Consider the following 23,325-nt stretch of genomic DNA (forward strand, 5'->3'; position numbering starts at 1 on the left):
CATCACGAACTGCTTTTGGTTTGTATGCTATTAATTATTGTTAGGCACTTTATTAAGGACGCAGCCAACATTATAACTTATATATTCTTAAACTGTGCCATATGCAGATTATAATAGATACCCTTCTTCTCTAGCAATTCCTTCGCACTACCTTGTTCTTGAATGTTACCATTATCAATAACAAAGATTCGGTCTGCTTTTTGAATGGTAGAGAGACGATGGGCAATAACAAAGGACGTACGGCCTTTTAATAAGGCTTCAATTCCTTCTTGCACAAGTAGTTCAGTTTGTGTATCAATACTTGAAGTAGCTTCATCTAAGATTAGAATCTTAGGCTTAGAAACCATGGTTCTAGCAAAGGCAAGTAACTGTCTTTGACCAATGGATAATCCATTTCCACGTTCTTTTAGTTCTGTATCATAACCCTTTTCTAACTTCATTATGAAGTCATGTGCATTAACTGTTTTTGCAGCTTCGATAATCTCTTCGTCGGTAGCATCAAGTCGTCCATAGCGGATATTTTCCTTAATAGTACCAGAGAATAAGAAGTTATCTTGCGTCATGACACCCATTTGTTGTCTTAGACTTTCGATGGATACTTCTTTTAGATTATAGTTATCTACGTAAATATTGCCTTTCTGAATATCATAGAAACGGCTGATTAAGTTTACAATTGTTGATTTACCAGCACCAGTAGGTCCGACAAGGGCAATGGTTTCACCAGCTTTTACGGAGAAGTTAACATCATCTAGAATTAATGTTTCTTCGTCATAGGAGAAGCTTACGTGATCAAACCGGATATCCCCTTTCACATCTGGTAATGCAATTACATTACTATCATCAACGATGTCAGGTGGTGTATCTAGGATTTCGAAGATACGCTCTGCACCTGCGATGTTAGTAATTAACTGGTTGTAGAAGTTACTTAAGTTTAGGATTGGACTCCAAAACATAGAGATATAGGTTCCGAAAGCTACCAATAAGCCTACAGAACCAGGCCCAATACCAAGGAGTTTAATACCAACAAAGTATAGGGAGGCAGTTCCGATACCCCAACATAAATCAATAATAGGTCCGATGGAATCGTTTAAGCGTACTGCACTAATAAAGCTGTTACGATGTTCGTGAAGTAAAGTATCAAAAGTTTCGGTCGTTTCGCCTTCTGCAGTAAGACTTTGAATAATACGAATACCAGATAAATCTTCATGAATAAATGCATTTACATTGGCACTTTTCTTGCGGAATATTCTCCAACGTAGATGAGAAAAACGCTGAACGCAGTAGATACCAATAGCCATTAAAGGTAGACTGACTAAAGCAGCCAATGCTAATTTGTAGTTTTTAACTATCATAATAACAACTACGGCACATACGGTAATAAAATCAGGAATTAGGGTAGTAACACTGTTTGTTAGTACATCTTTAAGTGAATTAACATCACCAATAATTCTAGATAATACTTTGCCGGTAGGACGGCTATCGAAGAAACTAAAGCTTAGTTTCTGAATGTGTGTATATAATTCTTGTCGGACTTCTAATAAAATCTCATTAGAGATCTTTGACATGATATACATACGTACTTTAATTAACAAGACCATAACGATATTGATTATAGCTGCGAAGATACCTAGGCGGATTAATCCTTTAATATCTCCGTTTTTAATATAATTATCAATAGCTTCTTCTATTATTAATGGATTTACTAATGCAATGGCTACACAGATAGCCATTATGAATAATACAAATACAATCTTAAAACGATACTTTAACATATAGCGATAAAGACGAAGTAAGGTAGCAATCTTACTGGTATTCGTCGATTTTTCATCATTTCTAAAAGTATCAACTGCCATTATATAGTCACCTCCTGTTTGCTCTCTAAGTAGTCACCATATTGGCTCATATAAGTCTGATAATAGAGTCCATGTTTTGCAAGAAGTTCTTCATGTGTACCTCTTTCCGCGATGTTACCACCGTCTGAGAGAATTATGATTTCATCAGCATGACGTACAGCTGAGATACGATGTGCTATGATGATTTTTGTCGTATTCTCTAATTGTGAAAGAGACTCTTGAATTGCATGTTCTGTCTCCATATCAAGTGCGGAAGTTGAGTCATCTAATACTAGAATCGGTGCTTTCTTGGCTAATGCTCTGGCAATACTGATCCTTTGTTTTTGCCCACCAGATAGCCCAACACCACGTTCACCAATAACGGTATTGTACTTATTATCTAATTTATCAATGAAAGAATCTGCTTGTGCATAGGATGCAGATTCAAGCATAATTTCCTTATTAATATCGTATTTCTTACCCATCTTAATATTCTCTTTGATAGTATCCGAGAATAGGAATACATCTTGCATAACTAAGGATATACTGCTTCTCAAGTCTTTCAAAGCTAAATCCTTAATATTGATGCCATCTACTTTAATACTACCTTCACTTGTTTCATAGAAGCGTTGTAAGATATTAATAATAGAGGATTTTCCTGTTCCGGTAGCTCCCATGATACCGATTGTCTTACCGGCCTCTACATGGAAGGATATATCATTAAGAATAGTCTTGTTACCTTGTTCAAACGTTACGTGTTCAAAATCAATAGTACCTTTTACTTCATCAAGTGCTACTGGATTCTCAGGATCTGTAATCTCTGGTACATTGGTATAGAGTTTACGAATCTTCTTCGTAGAAGCAACTGCGGATGAGAAACTATTTGTTAACCAACCAAGCATCTCCATAGGCCATACGATATTCGTTGAGTAGATTGAGAATGCACTTAACTCACCTACGGTAATTTCGCCATTGATTGTTAGAACACCACCGTATATAATTACTGCAATTGGTAGTAATTTTGTTATGAATTGAAACAAAGGTTGGTAGCGAACCAAAGCTTTTGATTGTTTCATATTAAGTTCATAATAGCGGTTATTGTGTGATAAGAATTTCTTGATCTCGAATTTCTCACGAGCAAATGCTTTAACAGTACGTACACCAGCTAGATTCTCTTGTGCGATGGTATTCAAAGTAGCATTCTCTTCACTAATCTCTTCATAAATTACATCTAATTTTCGTTCCATTATGATGGCGAAGAGTGCTACAAGTGGCATTGCAATACAAGGAATTATGAATAGTTTCTTACTTATGTTAAACATACAGTATAAAACGATTGAAGTATGAATAACAACTTCAATAATAAGCATTCCGACAAATCCAAGTCCATCCCAGATGCGGTCTACATCGTCTTTTACACGAGCCATTAATTCACCGGTATTGGTTTTATCAAAGAAACTAATGGATAAGCTTTGAATATGTTTGAATAAATCATGGCGAATGTTCATTCCAATCTTGGAACTTACAATATCGAATGTGTATTCCTTGAAGTATTGAAAGATACATCTACCAATACCAATACATAGAGTAAGAATGATAAGTTTGTTAAATAGCTCCATCTTACCGCCAATAATGACGTCATCGATAAAACTTCCTGTAATTTTAGGTGTGAGCATATCAAGGGATACACTAATTACCATGCAAGTGATGGCAAATATATAAGCGTACCAATATTTCATAACGTATCTTGATATCTTTTTCATGAAAATCTCCCTTCTTTTGGTGTCAAAATCATCAAGTCATAATTTACGAGTTCCTAAACATCGTGCTATAACACAACCCTCCATAATACAAGCCCCACAAGCACCAGTTCTATGGTGCAAACGATTATCGAACATGGCGGTAATCGGTGTGCAAATCAACTTATCTTCTCTGAACATGGCATAACAAGATAACAATGAAATGTCTTGTATACTAGAGTCAGTTACTACTCGGCCAAACCAACTTACAGTAACAAAGATTGGCGGTTTGGTAGTAACAGTTCCCCCTCAAAAGCGCAAAAATAGGCCGTGGTAAAGTTTACCACGGCCTTAAAGTCAATATAAAAAGACAAAAATAAATATTTTCACACTTTTATAATCGTACCAAAACGACAGAGGAGGTAATCTCACGCACAGATTGTTGTATTAAGTTTTCTGATGTTCCATTAACTAAATTATTAAATCTAAACATAACTTTTACCTCTCTTTCTTTAATATTCTTTTGCCATTATATCATTAATCTGGTAATTGTCAATACGTTTTCTGGAAAAAATAAAACAATTATTAACTTTTGCTTAATATTCTGATTATTCAAAAATTGTTCATAAATGTATGATATACTAGAGCCATAGGTCAACGAGGGCAATTATGAAATGATTTCTCGAGTCTGTCTTAAATGGTTGTGATTAAAAGTTAGGAAAAGCAACATAAAGCTTTTAAGGCTTAATGAAACCAAAAGAACGTAGCTCTGAAAGAGCCTAGTAGTACAAAGTTTTAAAGGGAGTATACGTATCTAATAAGTGTAACAAGAAGAGGGTGCAAATATGGAATTACCAATTTTTTATGATGAAGCAGAAGAATGGAGCAATGCACTATTACTATATAATTCTGCGTTAAAAGAAATTAATACTAAACTTGAAATACTAAACAATGAATTTAAATTAGCGCATCAATATAATCCAATTGAACATATAACTTCTCGTGTGAAGTCTCCACAAAGTATAGCGAAGAAGATCAGGCACAAAGGAAAAGAATTAACAGTTGAAAACATTGTTAAGTATATAAATGATATTGCGGGAGTAAGAATTATATGTTCATTTACTTCAGATATTTATAGAATTGCAGATTTAATTACAAAACAAAGTGATATTAAAGTGTTAAAAGTAAAGGATTACATTATGCAGCCGAAGCAAAACGGCTATGCAAGTTATCATATGATTGTATCTGTACCAATATTCCTATCTAATACAGTTATTGATACAAAAGTTGAAATACAGATTCGTACCATAGCAATGGATTTTTGGGCTAGCTTAGAGCATAAGATCTATTACAAATTCGAAGGTAATGCACCGGAGAGAATCCGTAAAGAATTAAAAGAGTGTGCGGATATTGTTAATTATCTAGACCAAAAGATGTTATCCTTGAATGAAGAAGTGCATGTCTGCAACCATAATGAAGTAGCCGAATATAAAGAGATTATGTCAGAAAACTATAGAGAGATGATGAAAGAATCCTACGGAAGTGTAATTGATGATGAGGATGAGAATGATGTAGCTAGTTCGGAGATACTATCAGAAGAGGATGTTGATAGTTATCAAGTGGAACACATAATGGAAGATTTGGCTACCAACAATATTATGAATAAGGATTCAAAGAATAAATCCAAAGATGGGAAAAAGGAAGAGAAAAAAGAAAAGAAGGGACTTGGCTCATTCTTAACAAAAGTTATGACCAATTCTCAATAGAATTCTAGCGGCAAAGGAGACATAAGATGCTAACATTTTTAGGAACAGGTGGAGCATTTAATACAGAAAGAGGTAATACAAGTGCCTACTTTGAGTTAGGCACGGAGCTATTTATTATAGATGTGGGCGAAGATGTATTCCCTAAATTAGTTAAAAGAAATGTATTCGAAGGTAAGACAAGGGTGAATATATTCATAACGCACCTTCATAGTGATCATGCAGGAAGCTTAGGAACGTTAATTGCCTACTTATACATTAAAGTATTCAACCTGGATCGCAGTAAAGTTTGTATATACTTCCCATCAGAAGCTATCACTGAGCTATTAACATTACAGGGAATTAAACAGGATATGTATACTCTCTTTATAAATCGTTGGGATGAGCTATACATTGATGGTTATGAGAAACAACCGGAGTATAACTTCGAGCCGACGTCTCATACGGGTGACCTAGATTATAACAAGCAAGTAAATTGTTTTAGTATTGAATTTTCTTTGAAAAATGAGTTTGGTTTTTATTATAGTGGTGATACTTGTGAATTCAATCAGAAGTTATTGAATACGTATGCGTTTGATCATATCTATCATGAAGTTACTTCGAATACGAGTGCTACTGTTCATTTTCAATATGATAAACTGATTGAGTTAACAAAGGACATGCCTGAAGATCAAAAGAAAAAGATTACATTGATGCATCTAGATCAAGATTTTGATATTGAGAAAGCAAAAGCAGATGGGTTCTCTATTGCGGGAGAATAAAGAGAGCATGTTATATGGTTGCTTTATATGAGAAAATAGTATTGTAGATAACATTCACACATAGAAAAAGACAATCTTCACGGTTTGGTTTAATGTGTGATATGCTACCCCTATATAGGACACTGAAATATAAAAGTCCTATATGGGGGTATTTCTATGTCCAGAAAAAGTAAAATAGATCCAGTAGAAAAGGTTAAGATAGTTGAACGATATCTTTGTGGTGAACTCAACATTATCCAAGCTAGCAGTATTTTAGGTGTTGTTCATTCAAGTGTTCAAAGTTGGGTTCGTTTATACAAGTCAGAAGGCCCTACTGCCCTACTTAATCAGTCTAAAAACCGAAGTTATTCAAAAGAAGTGAAGATAAATGCTGTTAATGATTATCTTAATGAGAATGGGTCTCTTAACGACATTTGTAAAAAGTATAATATTCGTTCAAACAAACAACTTAGAAGTTGGATTAAGGTGTATAATTCTGGTAGAGTATTAAAAAAATCTACCGGGGGTGCATTTATGAAAACTGCAAAAATAACAACGCCTGAAGAAAGGCTCACAATAGTAAAAGATTGTTTGACAAATGATAAGAATTATGGAGCAATGGCTATTAAATATAATTGTTCCTATCAGCAGGTTCGTAATTGGGTTAATAAATATGAAGAACTCGGATTTAAAGGTCTTGAAGATCGACGTGGACATCGGATTGGTTCACTGCCAAGTCGAAGTCCGGAAGAAGAATTGCGAGATAAGATTGCTGAGTTAGAACGCATGAATAGTGATTTACAGATGGAGAATGATCTGTTAAAAAAAGTAAGAGAGCTGGAAAGGAGGGATCTTTATCATTAATCCATCGTCTTGCTGCATATGAGGCTATTAAAGAATTGAGTTCAAGTAAAGGATATCCTGTAAATAAACTTTGTAAGTATCTTAATATCACTCGTTCTGCGTATTATCATTGGTTAAAGCATCCGCAAAGTAATAGTGAAATTCAAAATGAATATATCTCGTCAGAAATAAAAAGGATACATGAGCAGCACCCAGACATGGGGTATCGTCGCATTCGCGACGAATTGGATGGACATAACGGAATTCATGTAAATGACAAAAGAGTTCTACGGATATGTAGGAAATGTGATATAAAATCCACTATTAAATGGAAACCAAAGAGTTGTACCAGAGGTGATAGAAATCCTGATCATGTCGCAAAGAACTATCTTCAGCGTGAATTCCATGCTGATAAACCTAATGAAAAGTGGCTAACGGACGTATCTGAATTTAAGTATTACATTGGAATAGAAGTACACAAGATATATCTAAGTGCCATTTTGGATTTATATGACCGTAGAATTGTCACTTTTAAAATCAGTGAACATAATAATAATCCATTAGTCATGGAAACTTTTGATGAAGCAGTCCATTTGGAACCCGATGCGCATCCACTGTTTCATAGCGATCGTGGCTATCAATATACAAGTACGCAATTCTATAATCGTCTATTGGAACATCATATGAAGCAGAGTATGTCCCGAGTCGCCCATTGTATAGATAACGGTCCAATGGAAGGCTTCTGGGGAATTTTAAAGCGTGAAATGTATTATGGTCACCGATTTACTAATAAAGAGACTCTAGTCAATGATATAAGTAAATATATTGATTATTACAATAATCAACGTCTTCAACGAAAACTGAATGTAATGACACCAATGGAATTCCATAATCAATACGCAAAAGCAGTATAAAAATATCGCCAGCCAATACATGGCTGACGATACAAATATTTATTATTTTTTATTGTCCTCTTGACAGGTAGCACACCAATGTAAAACCATCTGAAAGATTGTCTTTTTAAGGTTGCATTTTATTGCACTATATCAAGTAATTATAATTTTAAGTTAGCAAGTAGAGAACCAAGTCCAGTACCGGCTTCTTCTCCAGAAGAGTATTCAAAAGAAACTTCTTCTACATCGTCAACGATTTCTGCGTCTTCTTCAACAGCCTTCATGCTAAGACTTACTTTGCCGTCTTTTACATCTATAATCTTAACGGTAACTTCCTGTCCTTCTTTCACAACTTCATTCGGAGATTTGATACGTCTTCCACAGATTTGAGAGATGTGAACAAGTCCTGATAAGCCATCACCGATGTTAACAAAGGCACCGTATGGAGCAATCTTTTCAATTACACCAGAAGTTACTAAACCAATCTGTAAATGAGAGATTTTGTTGGTTTTTGCTAAGGATTCTTCTTCTCTTAATACTTCACGTGCGGATAATACAAGCTTTTGATTATCTTCATCTACAGTTATAATAACTACAGTCAAAGTTTGTCCAACATAAGCTTCTACGTCTTCCACATAATGAGTTGCTAACTGTGAAGCAGGGATGAATGCACGGATGCCTTCAATATAAGTAATAACGCCACCGTTGACAGAAGAAGCAACTTTTACAGTATAACGTTTTTTCGCTTCCATTGCTTCTTTTAAAGTATCCCATGCAAGAATATCGGCTGCGTTCTTTGTCGACAATACGATATTACCAGTTCTTAAGTCTTCGCGTAAAACAACAGCAGTAACAGTATCACCTACTTGTATATCTGCTTTAATTGAAAAGCGTGGATCATTACTTAACTCAGCTAGAGGAATAATTCCTTCGGTATAATAATTAAGATCAACTGTAACTTCTGTATCAGAGATACCGATTACAGTTCCAGTAAGAAGATCACCTTCTTTTATCTTTTTAAAGGATTGGTTTAATTCATCTTTAAAATCATCCATTGAAAGGTTCTTTTCTTCTACTTTTTCTTCTGTTTCTATGTTTTCTTGTTGATTCATAATTTCACCTCATATATTTATTTTCGTGTATAACTAAGTTAATTATATCACGGATATGTATATCGTGTATATGTTACATTTTAGGATTCGAGAGTCAAAAGTTAAGAGATAAGCGGTTTTTAGTTGTATATGGCAGTTAGCTACTCCAAGGAATCTTCAAGTGCAAAGTTTGAGTATATAATTAGTTATTAAGAGTATGTATGCTAAGATATTTTCCAAAAGCAACATCATCAATTAGTATATGGCCGAAAACCCATTCCTGTAAGTAAGTTTTTACTTCACACAGAATTCTATATGGTTCTTCACTAAGTTTTTTACAATCTATATCTAATATGTATTGAATAATTTCAGCATGTTTCTTTTTATGAGTATCAATATCAGGGTAATTATGTTCTTTCATAAGCTCTTCTTCATGATAGCAATGATAGCCTACATACTCTCTTAGTTCTAAAATAATATCAAGAAGTTGTTTGTTCGTAACTCCAATACAATGACAGATTACAAGTTGTTCCAGATTACGTCCAATGTGAAATAATTCTTTATGTTGTGAATCCATCAATGGAATGCCCGTCTCCATTTCTTTACACCAATCAAATTTAAAATCTAACATATTAATTTCTCCTATTGTGAAGCCACAAGTAGAACTTCATCATGTTGTATAAAGCAATTATAGCAAATATACAGTGGGGAAACAATATTTCATTAAAAAAAGTATTAACTTTTACGATTTTTTATAGTTGCAATTTAGATAGTCTATACTTATGTTTTTTTGTATTAATATGGTATAATAGAGTAATTAAATAAATTTTAAATTGATTCATTTTGTAGAAAGAAGGAACAACATGCCAGCATTTTTAAAAGAGATAGAATCATTCCGAGGAACTGGAGAGAAGAATGAACTAGGACAAGATTTAGAAAGTTTTTTAGAAGAATATGATACAAACAAGTATGAGAATCCAAGTGTAACGGCGGATATGATCGTAATACAACATCCGAAAGAGTTTTGTAAAGTGGAACAAGGATTGAAAGTGCTAATGGTAAAGAGGAGAAATCATCCGAGTATAGGTTATTGGGCATTACCAGGTGGATTTGTCAATATAAGAGAGGATATAGACCTAGCCGTAAAGAGAGAATTGTTAGAAGAAACCGGCGTAGACGATATAGCAATTGAACAGCTCTACGCATGGGGAGAGGCGTGGAGAGATCCTCGTGCTAGAATTGTTACGGTTGCTTACCTTGCACTGATAGACGAAGGAAGAGAAGTAAAAGCGGGAGACGATGCAGCGGATGCTGCTTGGTTTGATATCAGGTTAAGTAAGAAGGAAGAAGTGGAAGAAGTTAATAAACAAGGGAGAAGTAGAATTAAGACTCTATATGAACTAGGACTTGTGAATGAAGAGAGAATGGTAGAGTTAGGTGCGACCATTGAAGTATCTTATAATAAGACTGGTATTATGAAAGAGTATCAGTATCAGGTGTTATTTTGTAATAAAATTGCATTTGATCATCCAAGGTTTATAGTGCAAGCATTATTACATATCGAGGCTGCATTATAAGAGCATACGTATATCAAAGTTAAAACCTTTTGAGAGCCTTATCTTAGATTAATAATTATTGCGGTTGTTCGGTTACCCATAAGCTCTATATGGGCATATACTATATAGAACATATAATTGGAGATAATTATGGATAATGAATTAAACTCGAATTTGGATAAGGAAGTAAACGGTGGGGATAATGTTGATGCCTTAATTCTAAAATCACCACAATCCCAAAGACCATCACGGCCTCCAAGACCCCCCCAGCCTCCAAGACCCCCACAACCCCCAAGGCCGCCACAACCCCCAAGGCCACGACCTCCAAGACCCCCCCAGCCTCCGAGACCCCCACAACCTCCAAGACCCCCACACCCACCAAGGCCACCTATGGAGGGAATGTGGATATCTAACGCAGTTATAGAGGAGATTACGAATGAGAGAGATGGTGTATTAGCAACTGTTGTGTATAGAGAAAGACCACGGAGTGCAGAGAAGACGGTAAGGTTAGTAGTAACAAGGGATACAAGAATTTTTGATGTAAATCGAAGAAGATTAAATCCAAGAGATTTAGAAGTAGGAATGGTAATTGACGCGTTTATTTCAACTGCAATGACAAGAAGTATACCTCCACAAGCAAGGGCCTTCGAAATATTTGTAATTGAGCGCCGAGTTTCGAGACAAGAAACCGTAGGAAGAATTATACAGGTTAATACACGTGATAATTTTATTCTTACGCTAAGCGGAAGTAATAACATAATTCGCTTTAATGTTGGACCAGAAACCGTTATCTTAGACTTGTTTGGGCGCAGAATTCGTTTATCGGATTTGTTCTCAGGTTTACGGGTAAGAGTTGAACATGCGACATTTATGACAGCAAGTATTCCGCCGCAGACTTTTGCTTTCGTAATTCAGGTAATTCGATAACGATAAGGGCTATTGTATGATGAGTTTAGTGTAAACAATTCATCTACAATAGCCCTTTTGTATTATTGAGGAGTGCCCTTGGTTATTGTACCATTCTTAATAGAATAGGTACCAGTAGAAGCTAGATAATAATTCTTGCCGCTATTGTTATCCCAGTTGTTATTACCATCGTTGAAACAACATGTTAGGGTAGTGTTCGTACCTAAATCTATAGTAATTACTTTGTATCCGCTAACAGAAGAGGATGACATACGAACACCAGGGACATTTGTCCAGGAACCACTACCAATCTGGTAATGAATATTTGGAGAACTCCAAGAGGTATAATAATATACCGTTATAGTGTTTGTTGGAATAGCAGTAGGCTCTCCATTGGTAACGTTACCGTCGCTGACAGTATAAGTACCAGAGCTAGAGAATGTATAATTCTTGGTGCTATTATTATCCCAGATGTTATTCCCATTATTGAAACATGCGGTTAAGGAGTTGCTGGTGCCTAAATCAATTGTAATGGTTTGGTAGCCATTGACTTTAGAAGGTGACATTGCTATACCGGGAACTGTAGTCCATGCTCCTGAACCAATTTTATAGTGAATATTGGAAGTGCTCCAAGTTGTTTTATAGAAGATAGTGATAGCATTCGTGGTTGTTTGTTTCTTTCCGTTAATGTCATATGTAGCATTATTTTCAACGGCGAATCCTTGTAATTTAGTACCAGGACTTTGGTTTACGGTATCATTAAAGATAACTAATGGTTTACTATAACTTTCTGTGAACGTGATACTGTACAAACCATTACTTTCCTTTTGCATCGCAGTGCCTGGCCATGCTTTTACTATTTGCACGTTAGCACCACTTTCATCGTAGATATAAGCATAGATGGAGTCAGACCAGGAGGAAGGCTTTTCAAAATAAACAGTAGTTCCTAATGGTTGAGCCACTTTTTTAGTTGTATAGGTTTGTGTAACTATTTTTCCATCAGAGCCTACACCTGTAAGGGTAATTGTATATTCAGTATTGATAGAATCGCCAGCACCAATTACTAAAGAATCACCATTATTATAATTAACTGCACTATTGGAGTTAATTTTATAAGTCGCTGAAATAGTATTCTGTGCTTTTAATGTAAACGTTACAGAGTCTGTTGAGAATGTAGATTTAAAGTTATCTAGTGATACACTTGGTGTAGTAGGATTAGTATAACTCATTAATACAGCACTTCCACGTCTTGGAATTGTACCAGTTATGATATGATTTTTAACTTCAAACTTATTATGATCATCTGTTAGACTATAATATGTACCGTCTTGCAATTGTGTTGAACAATTGATGGAGTAATCATTATACTTGGAATTAACAATGACAGCTCCAACTGTTCCACGTTGGATCATAAGCACATTAGAGTCACCATTAGGGTTTTCTAGATATTCTCCTTGACCAACCATTGCATTTCTGAATTTATTAACAGCAGCAACCTCATCATCTTTGTATAAGTCGCTTCCGGCAATTCCTATTTGATTTGCTCCCCATTTGTTAGAAGGACCACCACCATAAGGTCTACTAAAGAATAATGGTGCACCATCTTTTCTGGCAGTAATTACTGACCAGGCTAATTTTATTTGTTCATCATCAAGCTGTGACCAAGTTCCATCGTTAATATAGTTATCATGGGATTCTACCCAAGTTACTAAATCGGAAGTATCCATTCCACTTGGAACTTCATAGGATTGAATGCTAGACTTGTTCAGGTTATTGCTTTTTATAGCATTACGAATCTTGCTACCATAGGAACTTGTCGTAGTTGAGCCGATTTCGCCAGCATAAGCAGCAAGGCGTTCATTATCACCTTGAAGTACTTCACCATAATTAAAGATATTGCTTGCGTTAGTGATCTCCGTCGTAACTCTAGACCAGAAATTATTCGTAACACCGTTTGGACAATTATCATCTGATAATCCAATGTGCTTCGCTGTGTCATAACGGAATCCATCAGCACCACTTGCAATACAATCATTTAAGAACTTAATAAAATAATTTTGAAATCCTCTATTTTCAGTGTCCACATCGGGTAATCCACCATCCATAGAATAGCGTGTACATTGAAAGCGGTCGGAATAGCTGTTACATTTGATAAAGCCAGTATCGTGATATAGATTACCACCTGCGGAGTTCCTTAGATTAGAGGATACCTTGCTTTGGTTATTGGCTGTATGATTTGGAACAACATCAACAATAATTTTAATTCCGTATTTATCAGCCTCAGCACACATTGATTTGAATTCGTCGCGGTTACCTAATTGATAATTTCCGATAGTCCAATCTGTTGGTTGATAATGCCACCACCAGCAACCACCTTTTCCATCATCAGATCCACCATAGAGTTTCATAGTGGGATAGGAATCATCTACTGCATTAATCGGTGAAGTTTGAATGCTTGTATACCCAGCATCAGCTATATTTTTCATGTTAGCTTTTATAGTATTAAAACTCCAACAAAAGGCTTGTAAAATGGCACCATCACCAATATTCTCAGTTGGTGCTACCGAAAGTGAACTAGTGGAAGCAAGTGCACGAGCTAGTGGCTCGGATAAATCTGTAGTTAAATCAGTGGAGTCAGGATTAGAATCTGCAAAGATCATTTTGTAATTAATAGAAGTAATAGATAATGTAACAATAAGAAGTAGGACAACTAGTCTTTTAAAGATACTCTTTTGTTTTCTTAGCTTAGTTGAAAACACGTTCTTAACCTCCTAATTTTTATATTCCGCATCTTTGGTAACAAAAATCCTCCTTTCGCCAATAATATATATGCTTTATGCAGTTTATCTTAATTAATACGAAGGTAAGATAAAATGCATCAAAACCATGAATGTATTACAAAAATAAAAAAGAGTATTTATAGAAATTAGTAAGAGATTGTCTTATTTTAGAATAATAGATATGTTATTATATTTCAATACAAATAATCACCAATAATACAAGGTGATATTAGTGATTATTAACAAAAATTTCGAAAATTATCGGATGAATATGTTGGAAAAATCAAAAAAATTTCATCATTAGAAGATTAATGTATACCTGTTGAGTGGATGAGTTAGGATCGTATCTTAGAGATAACATAAGAATAGCCCTAGACAAAACAATTTGTTTTATCTAGGGCTATTGCTTACTTATATGGTTTTAATTAACTTAAGCTACTACAACGTTAACAGCTTGTAAGCCACGAGAACCGTTAGTAATTTCAAAAGTTACGTTTTGATTTTCTTCTAAAGACTTAAAGCCGTCTGTAGCGATTCCTGAGAAATGAACGAATATATCTTCACCATTTTCGCTATTAGTAATAAATCCAAATCCTTTTTGTGCGTTAAACCATTTTACTGTACCTTTATTCATGAAAGATACCTCCTAAATTAAATTATTTGTATATTCTTCGGTGAAAATAAAAATCACATATTTTTGTAAATCATTAAATATATCAATGACTTACAAAAATATGTGAATCAAAACTTACATCTAAAATACTCTTTAATAATAGCATGAATTTAGTGAGTTGTCAATACTTTTATTAAAAAGTTTTTGTTGACCACTTAAGTACCGGATACAAATTTATTGAAAATCTCTGCAAAAATAATCATTCCAAAAGATAAAATCAAAATGAAAAATGAAGTACTAATTATCTTTTGTGATACTAGTTTAAACTTATCACTTATTTTGTATGAGAAGTAACCTATACTAGTTCCTATGGAGTTTATAATTATATCTTCTGTATCAAAGCTACCGAGATATGTTATCATTTGAAGAATCTCTAATGCAGTTATGGAAATCAAAAAACAAAAATAGATTTAAGATACCTAGTATTAAATATCATAGGTATTAATATTCCAAAAGGTACAAAGGCTAATAGATTACATAAACTAAAAAACCACAAAAGTGAAAAGTTTTTAGGATACCATAAGGGTATTCTAGTAGGAATTATTGAAAAACGATATTCTTGAACCGTGTTATTTATCTGAGGTCTGCCAAATCCAAAGAACATGAAATAGATTATAATAATTGTATAAATTATTAATAACGTTACTAGCAAAGTGTGCCTTTTCCTACTCATGTTTCGTACTCCTTCATTTAATAATAAAGCTATATAAATCCAAAATATTTATTTCTAAAGCCGTTAGTCATCCTCCATAGTATAGCCTATTTCTAATATAATTAGTAACACTAACTTCGCACATAAAAACTTCACTTAGTTAGAGGTGTATGGATGATGGCTGGAGGATTTTGTAGACATATCTTAGATCTGACAAAAGAATAGCCCTAGACAAAACAATTTGTTTCATCTAGTGCTATTGCTTACTTATATGGTTTAATTAACTTAAGCTACTACAACGTTAACAGCTTGTAAACCGCGAGCTCCGTTAGTAATATCAAAAGTTACGTTTTGATTTTCGCTTAAAGACTTAAAGCCGTCTGTAGCGATTACTGAGAAATGAACGAATATATCTTCACCATTTTCGCTGTTAGTAATAAATCAAAATCCTTCTCGTGCTTGATTTCCATACTATAAGTTATATCTTAAAGCACGGATTGAATTAAATATTGCGATTAATGCAACTCCAACATCAGCAAAGATTGCTAACCACATAGATCCCATACCAAAGGCAACTAAGAATAAAACAATAAATTTAATGCCTAAGGATAATATAATGTTTTCGGTTACAATCTTTCGAGTGTGTTTTGCAATTTTAATTGCTTGTGCGATCTTTGAAGGTTCATCAGTCATAATTACAATATCAGCTGCCTCAATTGCTGCATCTGAACCAACACCACCCATTGCAATACCTATATCAGCTCTAGCAAGTACTGGTGCATCATTCATTCCATCGCCAGTGAAGATTACATTCTTATTCTTGCCCTTCTTATGAAGTAACTCTTCAATCTTATCTACTTTATCTCCTGGTAGTAACTCAGAATAGATAGTATCTAGGTTTAATTCTTTACCAACGATTTCTGCAGATGCCTTCATATCACCTGTTAGCATTACAGTCTGAATACCTAATTTGCGTAGTTCTTCAAGGCCTTGTTTGGAATCTTTCTTAATCTGGTCAGAAATTACTAAGTAACCTGAGAATGTATCATTAAGGGCTATATATACAATACTTCCGAGTGTATCTGCAGGTGCTTCCGAGAAATTGATATTAAATTTCTTAAGAAGTTTAGCACTACCAGCGAGAACGGTTTGACCTGAAAGTGTAGCACGTATACCGTGACCTGCAATCTCTTCATAATTACTTACTTGATCAGAAGCAGAAGGTATATTAGCGGCTTTTGTAATTGACTTAGCAATTGGATGATTGGAATAACTCTCTACAAGACCAGCCACATGTAGTAATTGATCCGATGCGGATTGTAATGTACGCTTCTCATCGTCAGGGAGTATGTTTAATAGGCTAGCTTCATTTGCAACATTTACTTTAGTTACTTCAAAAACACCTTGAGTTAGTGTTCCAGTCTTATCAAATACAGCTGTTTCTACAAAATTAAGTGCTTCAAGATAGTTACTTCCCTTTACAAGGATGCCATGCTTAGAGGCATTTCCAATACCACCGAAGAATCCGAGTGGAATAGAGATTACTAAGGCACAAGGACAAGATACTACTAAAAATCCACATGCACGGTAAATCCATAAAGAAAAGTCATTAGTACCTGTAAGAATTGGAGGGAATACAGCTAATAATATGGCTAATAAAACCACAATTGGAGTATAGATAGCTGCGAATTTGGTAATAAAATTCTCTGTACTTGATTTACGGTTTGAGGCATTCTCAACTAAGTCTAATACCTTTGCAACGGTTGAATTGGAGTAAGTACTATTAACTTTAACGAATAAAGTACCGCTTCCATTAATACTTCCACTTAATACAGTATCTCCAATATTAGCACTTCTAGGAACGGATTCTCCTGTTAAGGAAGAAGTATCTACAAAGGATGTACCTTCAATAATTTCACCATCAAGAGGAATTCTCTCACTTGGTTTTACAACGATAACATCTCCGATGTTCACTGCTTCTGGATCTACTGTTACAACACCAGAATTAGTTTGTAGATTAGCATAATCTGGTTTTAGATCCATAACAGATTTTAACTGTTTTCTCGAGTTATCAACTGCAATATCTTGAAGAAGTTCGCCGATTTGGAATAAGAGCATAACGACAAGTGCTTCCGGGTATTGCTTTGTATAGAAGGCACCAAGTGTAGCGATAACCATTAAGAAATTCTCATCAAATATCTGGCCGTGGGAAATATTCTTAGCAGACTCAATAAGGATTTCGTATGAAAGAATAAGATATCCTGCAATTAATATAATAATGCCAAATGGGCTTGGTATATCGAATACAATAGGTATAAATCCAATTACGGTTCCGATTAATAGAGTAAGTATTTTTTTTAATAGATCTCCTTTTGAGTGCTCTCCACCGTGTTGATGATTATGTGAGTGTGATGAGGAATTTTTATCGTGATTGTGTCCTTCATGTCCATTATGTTCATCATGGTGATGTTCGTTGCAGCCGCAAGAATCATGTTCATCATGGTGATGTTCACCGCAACCGCAAGATTCCTCTGTATCATGATTATGGATAGGAGAGTTTGTAGTAGTTTTTGAAGTTGCATTAGACAATATAGGGGAGACAACCACTTCGCTCTCTATATTACTGCAAATATTTTGAATAGTAGGTTGAATATCTTCTAATTGCTTGCTTTCCTTGAAGGTAAGAAATAGCTTTTTATTAACAAAATTAATTTGAACTTCATCGATACCGTCTAAGGATTTTAGTTTCTTTTCCATCTTAGCGGCACAATTAGCACAGCCAAGATTTTCTAAGTTGAAGGAAAACTTTTTTGATTCCATAGTAGGCTCCTTTCTTTTTGTCACATCAATTGTTTTAAGTAGTATGGGTAACTATTCAGAATCATTATTCAAGAATATGTGAAAGCCCTTGGTCAAAGATTCGTTTTACATGTTCATCTGCTAAGGAATAGAATACAACTTTTCCGGCTTTTCGGTTCTTAACTAGTTTGGCTGATTTAAGAACACGAAGTTGGTGAGAGATTGCAGATTGTGTCATGTTAAGAAGCTCAGCAATATCACATACACACATTTCGGATTCAAAAAGTGCACATAGGATTTTTATCCGTGTAGTGTCACCAAATATCTTAAAAAGCTCAGCTAAATCATATAATATCTCTTCATCGGGCATTATTGGTTTAACAGAATTCAAAAGATCTTCATGTACGCAATTACATAAGCAGGTTTCTGCGTGTTTATTATCGCTCATAGATAACTCTCCTTTTACTATATAGTATATGTTAAGAAAAATACTTGTTCAAACAAACATATGAATAATTGTTCATATGTTTATCATAATCGATACAATTTTAATTGTCAATAGATATTTTATGATTTTTGTTTACATAATTACAAATATTACTATCAACCTATTGACAGTTTATATACCGATTGGTATACTGGATTTTATAAGGAATATGGGAGGTGTGTGGTGGAAGAATTACAAGAACTAGATAACAGGGAGAAGATATTAGAATGTGCGTTGAATCTGTTCTATCAGAAAGGATATGATGCAGTAGGGGTACAAGAAATAGTTACATTAGCTGGAATAACGAAGCCTACAATGTATTATTATTTTAAAAGTAAATATGGTCTATTAGAGGCACTTTTGCATGAACGGTGCAGTAAGATGAATGAACAATTGCGAGAGGCTGCTTTTTATAACGGAGACTTGGTATACACATTAGAACGTTATGCTAAAACTATGTTTGCTATAGCAGAATCCGATTTGCGCTTCTATTACCTCACTCTTTCATTATTCTATTCGGCTAGGGAGAATGAAACGTATAAAGCAATTATACCTTACATGAAAGAGCAATTTGCTATTATCCGAGGAATCTTCGAACAAGCAGCAGGATATCTTGGTAATATGAATGGAAGGCAAGAGCAGTTTGCCGTAGGTTTTTCCGGAATATTAAACAACTATATACTCGTATATTTTGAGAGAGAGGATACTACAGGTCAGCTAGAAGATGACAAGACAATCTATTCGCTTGTCCACCAGTTTATGCACGGCATTGTAGTATAACAACACAGATGGAGAAGGTTATTGTTTAAGCGTTAATAGCGTAGCGTATTATATATATCCGTTTGAAAAAGAGGTCTTTGGAGAGGGGCATGATTGTTAGAATGTTAAAATGGTATGACAAGGCAGTTTTTTATCACATATATCCACTTGGTTTGTGCGGAGCAGAGAAATTGAATGATGGGTTTACCATGACCCACAGAATGAAAGAGCTAGAAGAATGGATTCCCCATATGGAACAACTAGGTTGTAATGCTTTATACATTGGACCTTTGTTTGAGTCTGTAGGGCACGGCTATGAGACCACAGATTACCGATTAGTTGACCGTAGATTAGGAGATAATGCTGATTTTATTCAATTCGTTAAGGAATGTCATGAACATGGAATTAAAGTTGTAGTGGATGGGGTTTTTAATCATACGGGTAGAGAATTCTTTGCTTTCAAGGACTTAAGAGAAAAAAGGGAGAGTTCAGAGTACCGTGATTGGTATTGTAATGTGAATTTTAATTCAAACACAGAATATAATGATGGATTTTCATATGAAGGTTGGAGAGGATATCAGTTACTTGCCAGATTAAATCAAACAAACCCTGAGGTGAAGCAATATATATTTGATGTAATAAGGTATTGGGTGGATGAATTTGATATTGATGGAATTCGCTTAGATTGTGCGGATGTACTTAATCTTGATTTTATGAAAGAGATGCGTTCTTTTTGCAATACGGTGAAAGAAGATTTTTGGTTAATGGGAGAAGTAATCCATGGCGATTATAGCAGATGGGTTAATGAGGAGACATTACATAGTGTGACGGATTATGAATTACATAAAGGGCTCTATTCAGGGCACAATGATCACAATTACTTTGAGATAGCGCATACTGTTAAGAGACTATTCGATTCGAATGGAGGAATCGTTAAGAATGCTAATCTTTATAGCTTTGTAGACAATCATGATGTAGATAGAATCTATAACAAATTAACGGACAAAGCGCATCTTATACCAGTATACATAATGTTATATACCTTACCAGGCATTCCATCGATTTATTATGGATCGGAATTTGGTATCGAGGGTAAGAAAGAAAATAATTCAGATGATGGAGTCAGGCCAAAATTGGTTTTATCGGATACTATAGAGAAACCCAGTAAGTTAACGGAAGAATTAATAAAACTCCTTGTAGCACTAGCATCAATTAGAAAAGATAAACAGACATTACAACAAGGGGAATATAAGGAGTTGTTTCTTACAAACCGTCAGTATTCTTTTGCTAGAATATATAAGGAAGATGCAACTGTAATACTTGTTAATAATGATGACAAAGAAGCAACCATTAATATACCGATACCGGTATCTTGTGAAGCGGTATGTAATCTAATAACGGAGGAGAAGCATCCGGTTAACAAAAGAAGATTAGAGATAACAATACCTCCTAATAATGGACTTGTCTTACAAAGTGTGAAATAGGCACCGTTAAGCTACTGTAGCATTACAGAAGCAGAATAAAAAGGGGAGGTTTACACTATGATCGAGAAGGTAAGTAAGTATATTAATCCGATTCAATTAGAGGAACTCTATAGAGAAATCAATAATTGCCCACACAAATTACTAGGACCACATAAGGTGGAAGAAGGACAGTTATTTATTACATATCGCATTAATGCCAGTGAAGTAACTATTATTGATAAAGCAACCAATACAGAATACTCTATGTTACCCTATGAGGATAGAGGATTGTATGTGGTATTAGTTGATGGGGAAGCAATTAGATCATACGAAATACGTACCAGATATCTAGATAATACTACAATTACAGTCGTAGATCCGTATTCTTTTGATCCTATGATTGGTGATCTTGATACACATCTTTTTCGTCATGGAACACATTATGAAATCTACAAAAAATTAGGGGCACATGTGATTACGATTAATGGTGTAAGGGGAACCTATTTTGCGGTATGGGCACCGAATGCTAGAAAAGTTAGTGTAGTTGGTGAGTTCAATTGTTGGGATGCCAGACTTCATCCGATGCGTCTGTTAGAAAGCTGTGGTATACATGAATTGTTTATCCCGGGCGTAGAAGAGGGGGCAATATATAAATATCAGATAAGGACTAGAGATGATAGAGTATTATACAAGGCAGATCCCTATGCGAATTCATCAGAGCTGAGACCAAGGAATGCCTCTGTTGTTGCAGACTTAACCAATTATAGATGGGAAGATAAGGTATGGCAGAAGAAAAAGTATAAGAAGGATCGTAACTCTTTGAGAAAAGAAGCGATGTCAATATATGAGATGCATCTAGGGTCATGGAGAAAGCATAATAATGGAACAGAAGACGGGTTTTATAATTATCGTGAGTTGGCAGTAGAAGTAGCGGACTATGTGAGCAACATGGGGTATACTCACGTTGAACTACTTGGAATAGCAGAGCACCCTTTTGATGGGTCATGGGGGTATCAAGTAACAGGATATTATGCCCCAACAAGACGATATGGAAAACCAGAAGACTTCATGTTTTTTGTAGATTATCTTCATAGAAAGGGAATTGGTGTTATTCTTGATTGGGTACCAGCGCATTTTCCTAAGGATGATTTTGGTCTAAGTAGATTTGATGGAGAACCTCTATATGAATATCCGAACCCTAAGATGGGAGAACACCCAGAATGGGGAACATATATATTCAATTACTCAAAGAAAGAGGTTATTAACTTCTTACTTGCCAATGCTTTGTTTTGGTTGAAAGAATTTCATCTAGATGGGCTACGTGTGGATGCAGTAGCCTCGATGCTATATCTTGATTATGGCAAGAATCCTGGGGAATGGATTCCGAATAAGAACGGTGGTAGAGAAAACTTAGACGTTGTCGAATTCTTCCGCCATATGAACGCAATTATTCAAGAAAAGTTACCATGGGCTATGATGATCGCAGAAGAATCTACCTCCTGGGAAGGGGTTACAGCGCCAGCAAAGACGAATGGTCTTGGATTTCTTTATAAGTGGAATATGGGATGGATGAACGATTTTTTAGAATATATGAAGTTAGACCCTTACTTTAGACAGTTTAATCACCACAAGTTAACATTTAGTTTGATGTATGCTTATAGTGAGAATTTCATTCAAGTATTATCTCATGATGAGGTAGTACATGGTAAGGGCTCAATGATTCAGAAGATGCCAGGCGAATATGATGACAAATTCTCAAATCTTCGTGTAGCGTATGGCTTTATGTATGCCCATCCTGGTAAGAAGTTATTATTCATGGGGCAGGAGTTTGCGCAGTGGCAAGAGTGGAGTGAAGCAAGAGGTCTTGATTGGGGAATACTAGAGTATGAGAGGCACGCACAGATGCAACAATATGTTAAAAGCTTAAATCATTTGTATAGAAGATATAATGCATTCTATGCAAACGATTGCGAAGCAATTGGATTTGAGTGGCTAGACTGTACCCATGCAGAACTTAGTTTAATAGCCTTTATTAGAAGAGGTACAACGAAGAAAAATCATCTTCTAGTAGTGTGTAACTTTACTCCTGTGGATCGAGAGGATTATGAAATCGGTGTTCTAGCACCAGGAACGTATACGCAGATTTTTAATTCCGACTTAATTGAGTTTGGAGGAAAAGGGAATGGAATTGTTACATCCGTTAAGGCAGTACAGGAGGAATATAATAAAAAGCCTTATAAGATACGATTAGAGGTTCCAGGGCTATCATTTATGGCATTTCGCTATAATGAATAAAAGGTAGAATTACAAAATTATAGTACAGTTATATAAGACAAATAGTAGGGATGA

General features: G+C 35.1%; 18 protein-coding genes and 1 pseudogene. 9 read left to right on the forward strand and 10 right to left on the reverse strand.

All coding sequences use genetic code 11. The features are described from left to right. Positions 1-77: 77 nt before the first annotated feature. On the reverse strand, positions 78-1,853 hold the full coding sequence (locus tag BUB90_RS18420) for an ABC transporter ATP-binding protein (RefSeq protein WP_073290116.1): 1,776 nt from the start codon (positions 1,851-1,853) through the stop codon (positions 78-80). Continuing rightward, positions 1,853-3,595, reverse strand: a complete 1,743-nt coding sequence (locus tag BUB90_RS18425; RefSeq protein ID WP_073290119.1) for an ABC transporter ATP-binding protein — start codon at positions 3,593-3,595, stop codon at positions 1,853-1,855. The genes BUB90_RS18420 and BUB90_RS18425 overlap by 1 nt, the downstream gene beginning before the upstream one ends. A gap of 821 nt (positions 3,596-4,416) precedes the next feature. Between BUB90_RS18425 and BUB90_RS18430 the strand changes: the two are divergent. From BUB90_RS18430 to BUB90_RS23810, 4 genes and pseudogenes are all read left to right on the forward strand, one after another. Continuing rightward, positions 4,417-5,029: pseudogene (locus tag BUB90_RS18430) on the forward strand (GTP pyrophosphokinase); the annotation flags it as partial. Between the two features lie 334 nt (positions 5,030-5,363). Then, complete coding sequence (locus BUB90_RS18435; RefSeq protein ID WP_073290123.1) at positions 5,364-6,095, forward strand: MBL fold metallo-hydrolase; 732 nt, start codon at positions 5,364-5,366, stop codon at positions 6,093-6,095. Positions 6,096-6,251: 156 nt separating this feature from the next. Then, a complete protein-coding gene (locus tag BUB90_RS23805; RefSeq protein ID WP_073290126.1) occupies positions 6,252-6,938 on the forward strand; it encodes a helix-turn-helix domain-containing protein in 687 nt (228 codons plus the stop codon). Next, the gene (locus tag BUB90_RS23810) at positions 6,938-7,831 is read left to right on the forward strand and encodes an IS3 family transposase (RefSeq protein WP_278277310.1); all 894 of its coding nucleotides are present in this window, start codon (positions 6,938-6,940) and stop codon (positions 7,829-7,831) included. The genes BUB90_RS23805 and BUB90_RS23810 overlap by 1 nt, the downstream gene beginning before the upstream one ends. Positions 7,832-7,971: 140 nt before the next feature. On the opposite strand, the gene BUB90_RS18450 is transcribed toward BUB90_RS23810, so the two are convergent. Next, on the reverse strand, positions 7,972-8,922 hold the full coding sequence (locus BUB90_RS18450) for a 30S ribosomal protein S1 (protein WP_073290128.1): 951 nt from the start codon (positions 8,920-8,922) through the stop codon (positions 7,972-7,974). Between the two features lie 181 nt (positions 8,923-9,103). Next, the gene (locus BUB90_RS18455; RefSeq protein ID WP_073290130.1) at positions 9,104-9,532 is read right to left on the reverse strand and encodes a bacteriohemerythrin; all 429 of its coding nucleotides are present in this window, start codon (positions 9,530-9,532) and stop codon (positions 9,104-9,106) included. Positions 9,533-9,764: 232 nt separating this feature from the next. Here BUB90_RS18455 and BUB90_RS18460 point away from each other — a divergent pair, with 232 nt between their 5' ends. Both BUB90_RS18460 and BUB90_RS23625 read left to right on the forward strand, forming a co-directional pair. Continuing rightward, the gene (locus BUB90_RS18460; protein ID WP_073290132.1) at positions 9,765-10,478 is read left to right on the forward strand and encodes an NUDIX domain-containing protein; all 714 of its coding nucleotides are present in this window, start codon (positions 9,765-9,767) and stop codon (positions 10,476-10,478) included. Positions 10,479-10,856: 378 nt separating this feature from the next. Continuing rightward, the gene (locus BUB90_RS23625; protein ID WP_073290136.1) at positions 10,857-11,384 is read left to right on the forward strand and encodes a hypothetical protein; all 528 of its coding nucleotides are present in this window, start codon (positions 10,857-10,859) and stop codon (positions 11,382-11,384) included. A gap of 62 nt (positions 11,385-11,446) precedes the next feature. On the opposite strand, the gene BUB90_RS18475 is transcribed toward BUB90_RS23625, so the two are convergent. The 6 genes from BUB90_RS18475 to BUB90_RS18500 form a co-directional block, all read right to left on the reverse strand. Further along, complete coding sequence (locus BUB90_RS18475; RefSeq protein ID WP_073290138.1) at positions 11,447-14,122, reverse strand: carbohydrate binding domain-containing protein; 2,676 nt, start codon at positions 14,120-14,122, stop codon at positions 11,447-11,449. 451 nt (positions 14,123-14,573) lie between these two features. Further along, a complete protein-coding gene (locus BUB90_RS18480; protein ID WP_073290140.1) occupies positions 14,574-14,777 on the reverse strand; it encodes a cold-shock protein in 204 nt (67 codons plus the stop codon). Positions 14,778-14,971: 194 nt separating this feature from the next. Continuing rightward, complete coding sequence (locus BUB90_RS24465) at positions 14,972-15,211, reverse strand: VanZ family protein (RefSeq protein WP_207650256.1); 240 nt, start codon at positions 15,209-15,211, stop codon at positions 14,972-14,974. Positions 15,212-15,753: 542 nt separating this feature from the next. After that, a complete protein-coding gene (locus BUB90_RS23820) occupies positions 15,754-15,906 on the reverse strand; it encodes a cold-shock protein (protein WP_073290229.1) in 153 nt (50 codons plus the stop codon). Between the two features lie 33 nt (positions 15,907-15,939). After that, entirely contained in the window at positions 15,940-18,288 is a 2,349-nt protein-coding gene (locus BUB90_RS18495) for a heavy metal translocating P-type ATPase (protein WP_073290142.1), read from the reverse strand. A 64-nt stretch (positions 18,289-18,352) separates the two neighbouring features. Then, entirely contained in the window at positions 18,353-18,715 is a 363-nt protein-coding gene (locus BUB90_RS18500) for an ArsR/SmtB family transcription factor (protein ID WP_073290144.1), read from the reverse strand. Positions 18,716-18,937: 222 nt separating this feature from the next. Between BUB90_RS18500 and BUB90_RS18505 the strand changes: the two genes are divergently transcribed. From BUB90_RS18505 to glgB, 3 genes are all read left to right on the forward strand, one after another. After that, positions 18,938-19,534 carry a TetR/AcrR family transcriptional regulator gene (locus BUB90_RS18505; protein ID WP_073290146.1) on the forward strand — a complete coding sequence of 199 codons (597 nt, stop codon included), beginning with the start codon at positions 18,938-18,940 and terminating at the stop codon, positions 19,532-19,534. An 89-nt stretch (positions 19,535-19,623) separates the two neighbouring features. Next, on the forward strand, positions 19,624-20,997 hold the full coding sequence (locus BUB90_RS18510; protein WP_242952573.1) for an alpha-amylase family glycosyl hydrolase: 1,374 nt from the start codon (positions 19,624-19,626) through the stop codon (positions 20,995-20,997). A gap of 57 nt (positions 20,998-21,054) precedes the next feature. Continuing rightward, a complete protein-coding gene (gene glgB / locus BUB90_RS18515; protein ID WP_073290148.1) occupies positions 21,055-23,271 on the forward strand; it encodes a 1,4-alpha-glucan branching protein GlgB in 2,217 nt (738 codons plus the stop codon). The last annotated feature ends 54 nt before the right edge of the window (positions 23,272-23,325 follow it).

Origin of the sequence: Anaerosporobacter mobilis DSM 15930, from assembly GCF_900142955.1 — a bacterium.
GTDB classification, from domain to species: Bacteria; Bacillota; Clostridia; order Lachnospirales; family Lachnospiraceae; genus Anaerosporobacter; species Anaerosporobacter mobilis.

Bases quoted from the DNA above. Each gene is read 5' to 3' on its own strand.
- BUB90_RS18450 (WP_073290128.1), bottom strand. From the start codon at position 8,922: ATGAATCAACAAGAAAACATAGAAACAGAAGAAAAAGTAGAAGAAAAG.
- glgB (WP_073290148.1), top strand. From the start codon at position 21,055: ATGATCGAGAAGGTAAGTAAGTATATTAATCCGATTCAATTAGAGGAA.
- BUB90_RS18480 (WP_073290140.1), bottom strand. From the start codon at position 14,777: ATGAATAAAGGTACAGTAAAATGGTTTAACGCACAAAAAGGATTTGGA.
- BUB90_RS18510 (WP_242952573.1), top strand. From the start codon at position 19,624: ATGATTGTTAGAATGTTAAAATGGTATGACAAGGCAGTTTTTTATCAC.
- BUB90_RS18495 (WP_073290142.1), bottom strand. From the start codon at position 18,288: ATGGAATCAAAAAAGTTTTCCTTCAACTTAGAAAATCTTGGCTGTGCT.
- BUB90_RS18420 (WP_073290116.1), bottom strand. From the start codon at position 1,853: ATGGCAGTTGATACTTTTAGAAATGATGAAAAATCGACGAATACCAGT.
- BUB90_RS18435 (WP_073290123.1), top strand. From the start codon at position 5,364: ATGCTAACATTTTTAGGAACAGGTGGAGCATTTAATACAGAAAGAGGT.
- BUB90_RS18425 (WP_073290119.1), bottom strand. From the start codon at position 3,595: ATGAAAAAGATATCAAGATACGTTATGAAATATTGGTACGCTTATATA.
- BUB90_RS18500 (WP_073290144.1), bottom strand. From the start codon at position 18,715: ATGAGCGATAATAAACACGCAGAAACCTGCTTATGTAATTGCGTACAT.
- BUB90_RS23625 (WP_073290136.1), top strand. From the start codon at position 10,857: ATGTGGATATCTAACGCAGTTATAGAGGAGATTACGAATGAGAGAGAT.
- BUB90_RS18455 (WP_073290130.1), bottom strand. From the start codon at position 9,532: ATGTTAGATTTTAAATTTGATTGGTGTAAAGAAATGGAGACGGGCATT.
- BUB90_RS18460 (WP_073290132.1), top strand. From the start codon at position 9,765: ATGCCAGCATTTTTAAAAGAGATAGAATCATTCCGAGGAACTGGAGAG.
- BUB90_RS23805 (WP_073290126.1), top strand. From the start codon at position 6,252: ATGTCCAGAAAAAGTAAAATAGATCCAGTAGAAAAGGTTAAGATAGTT.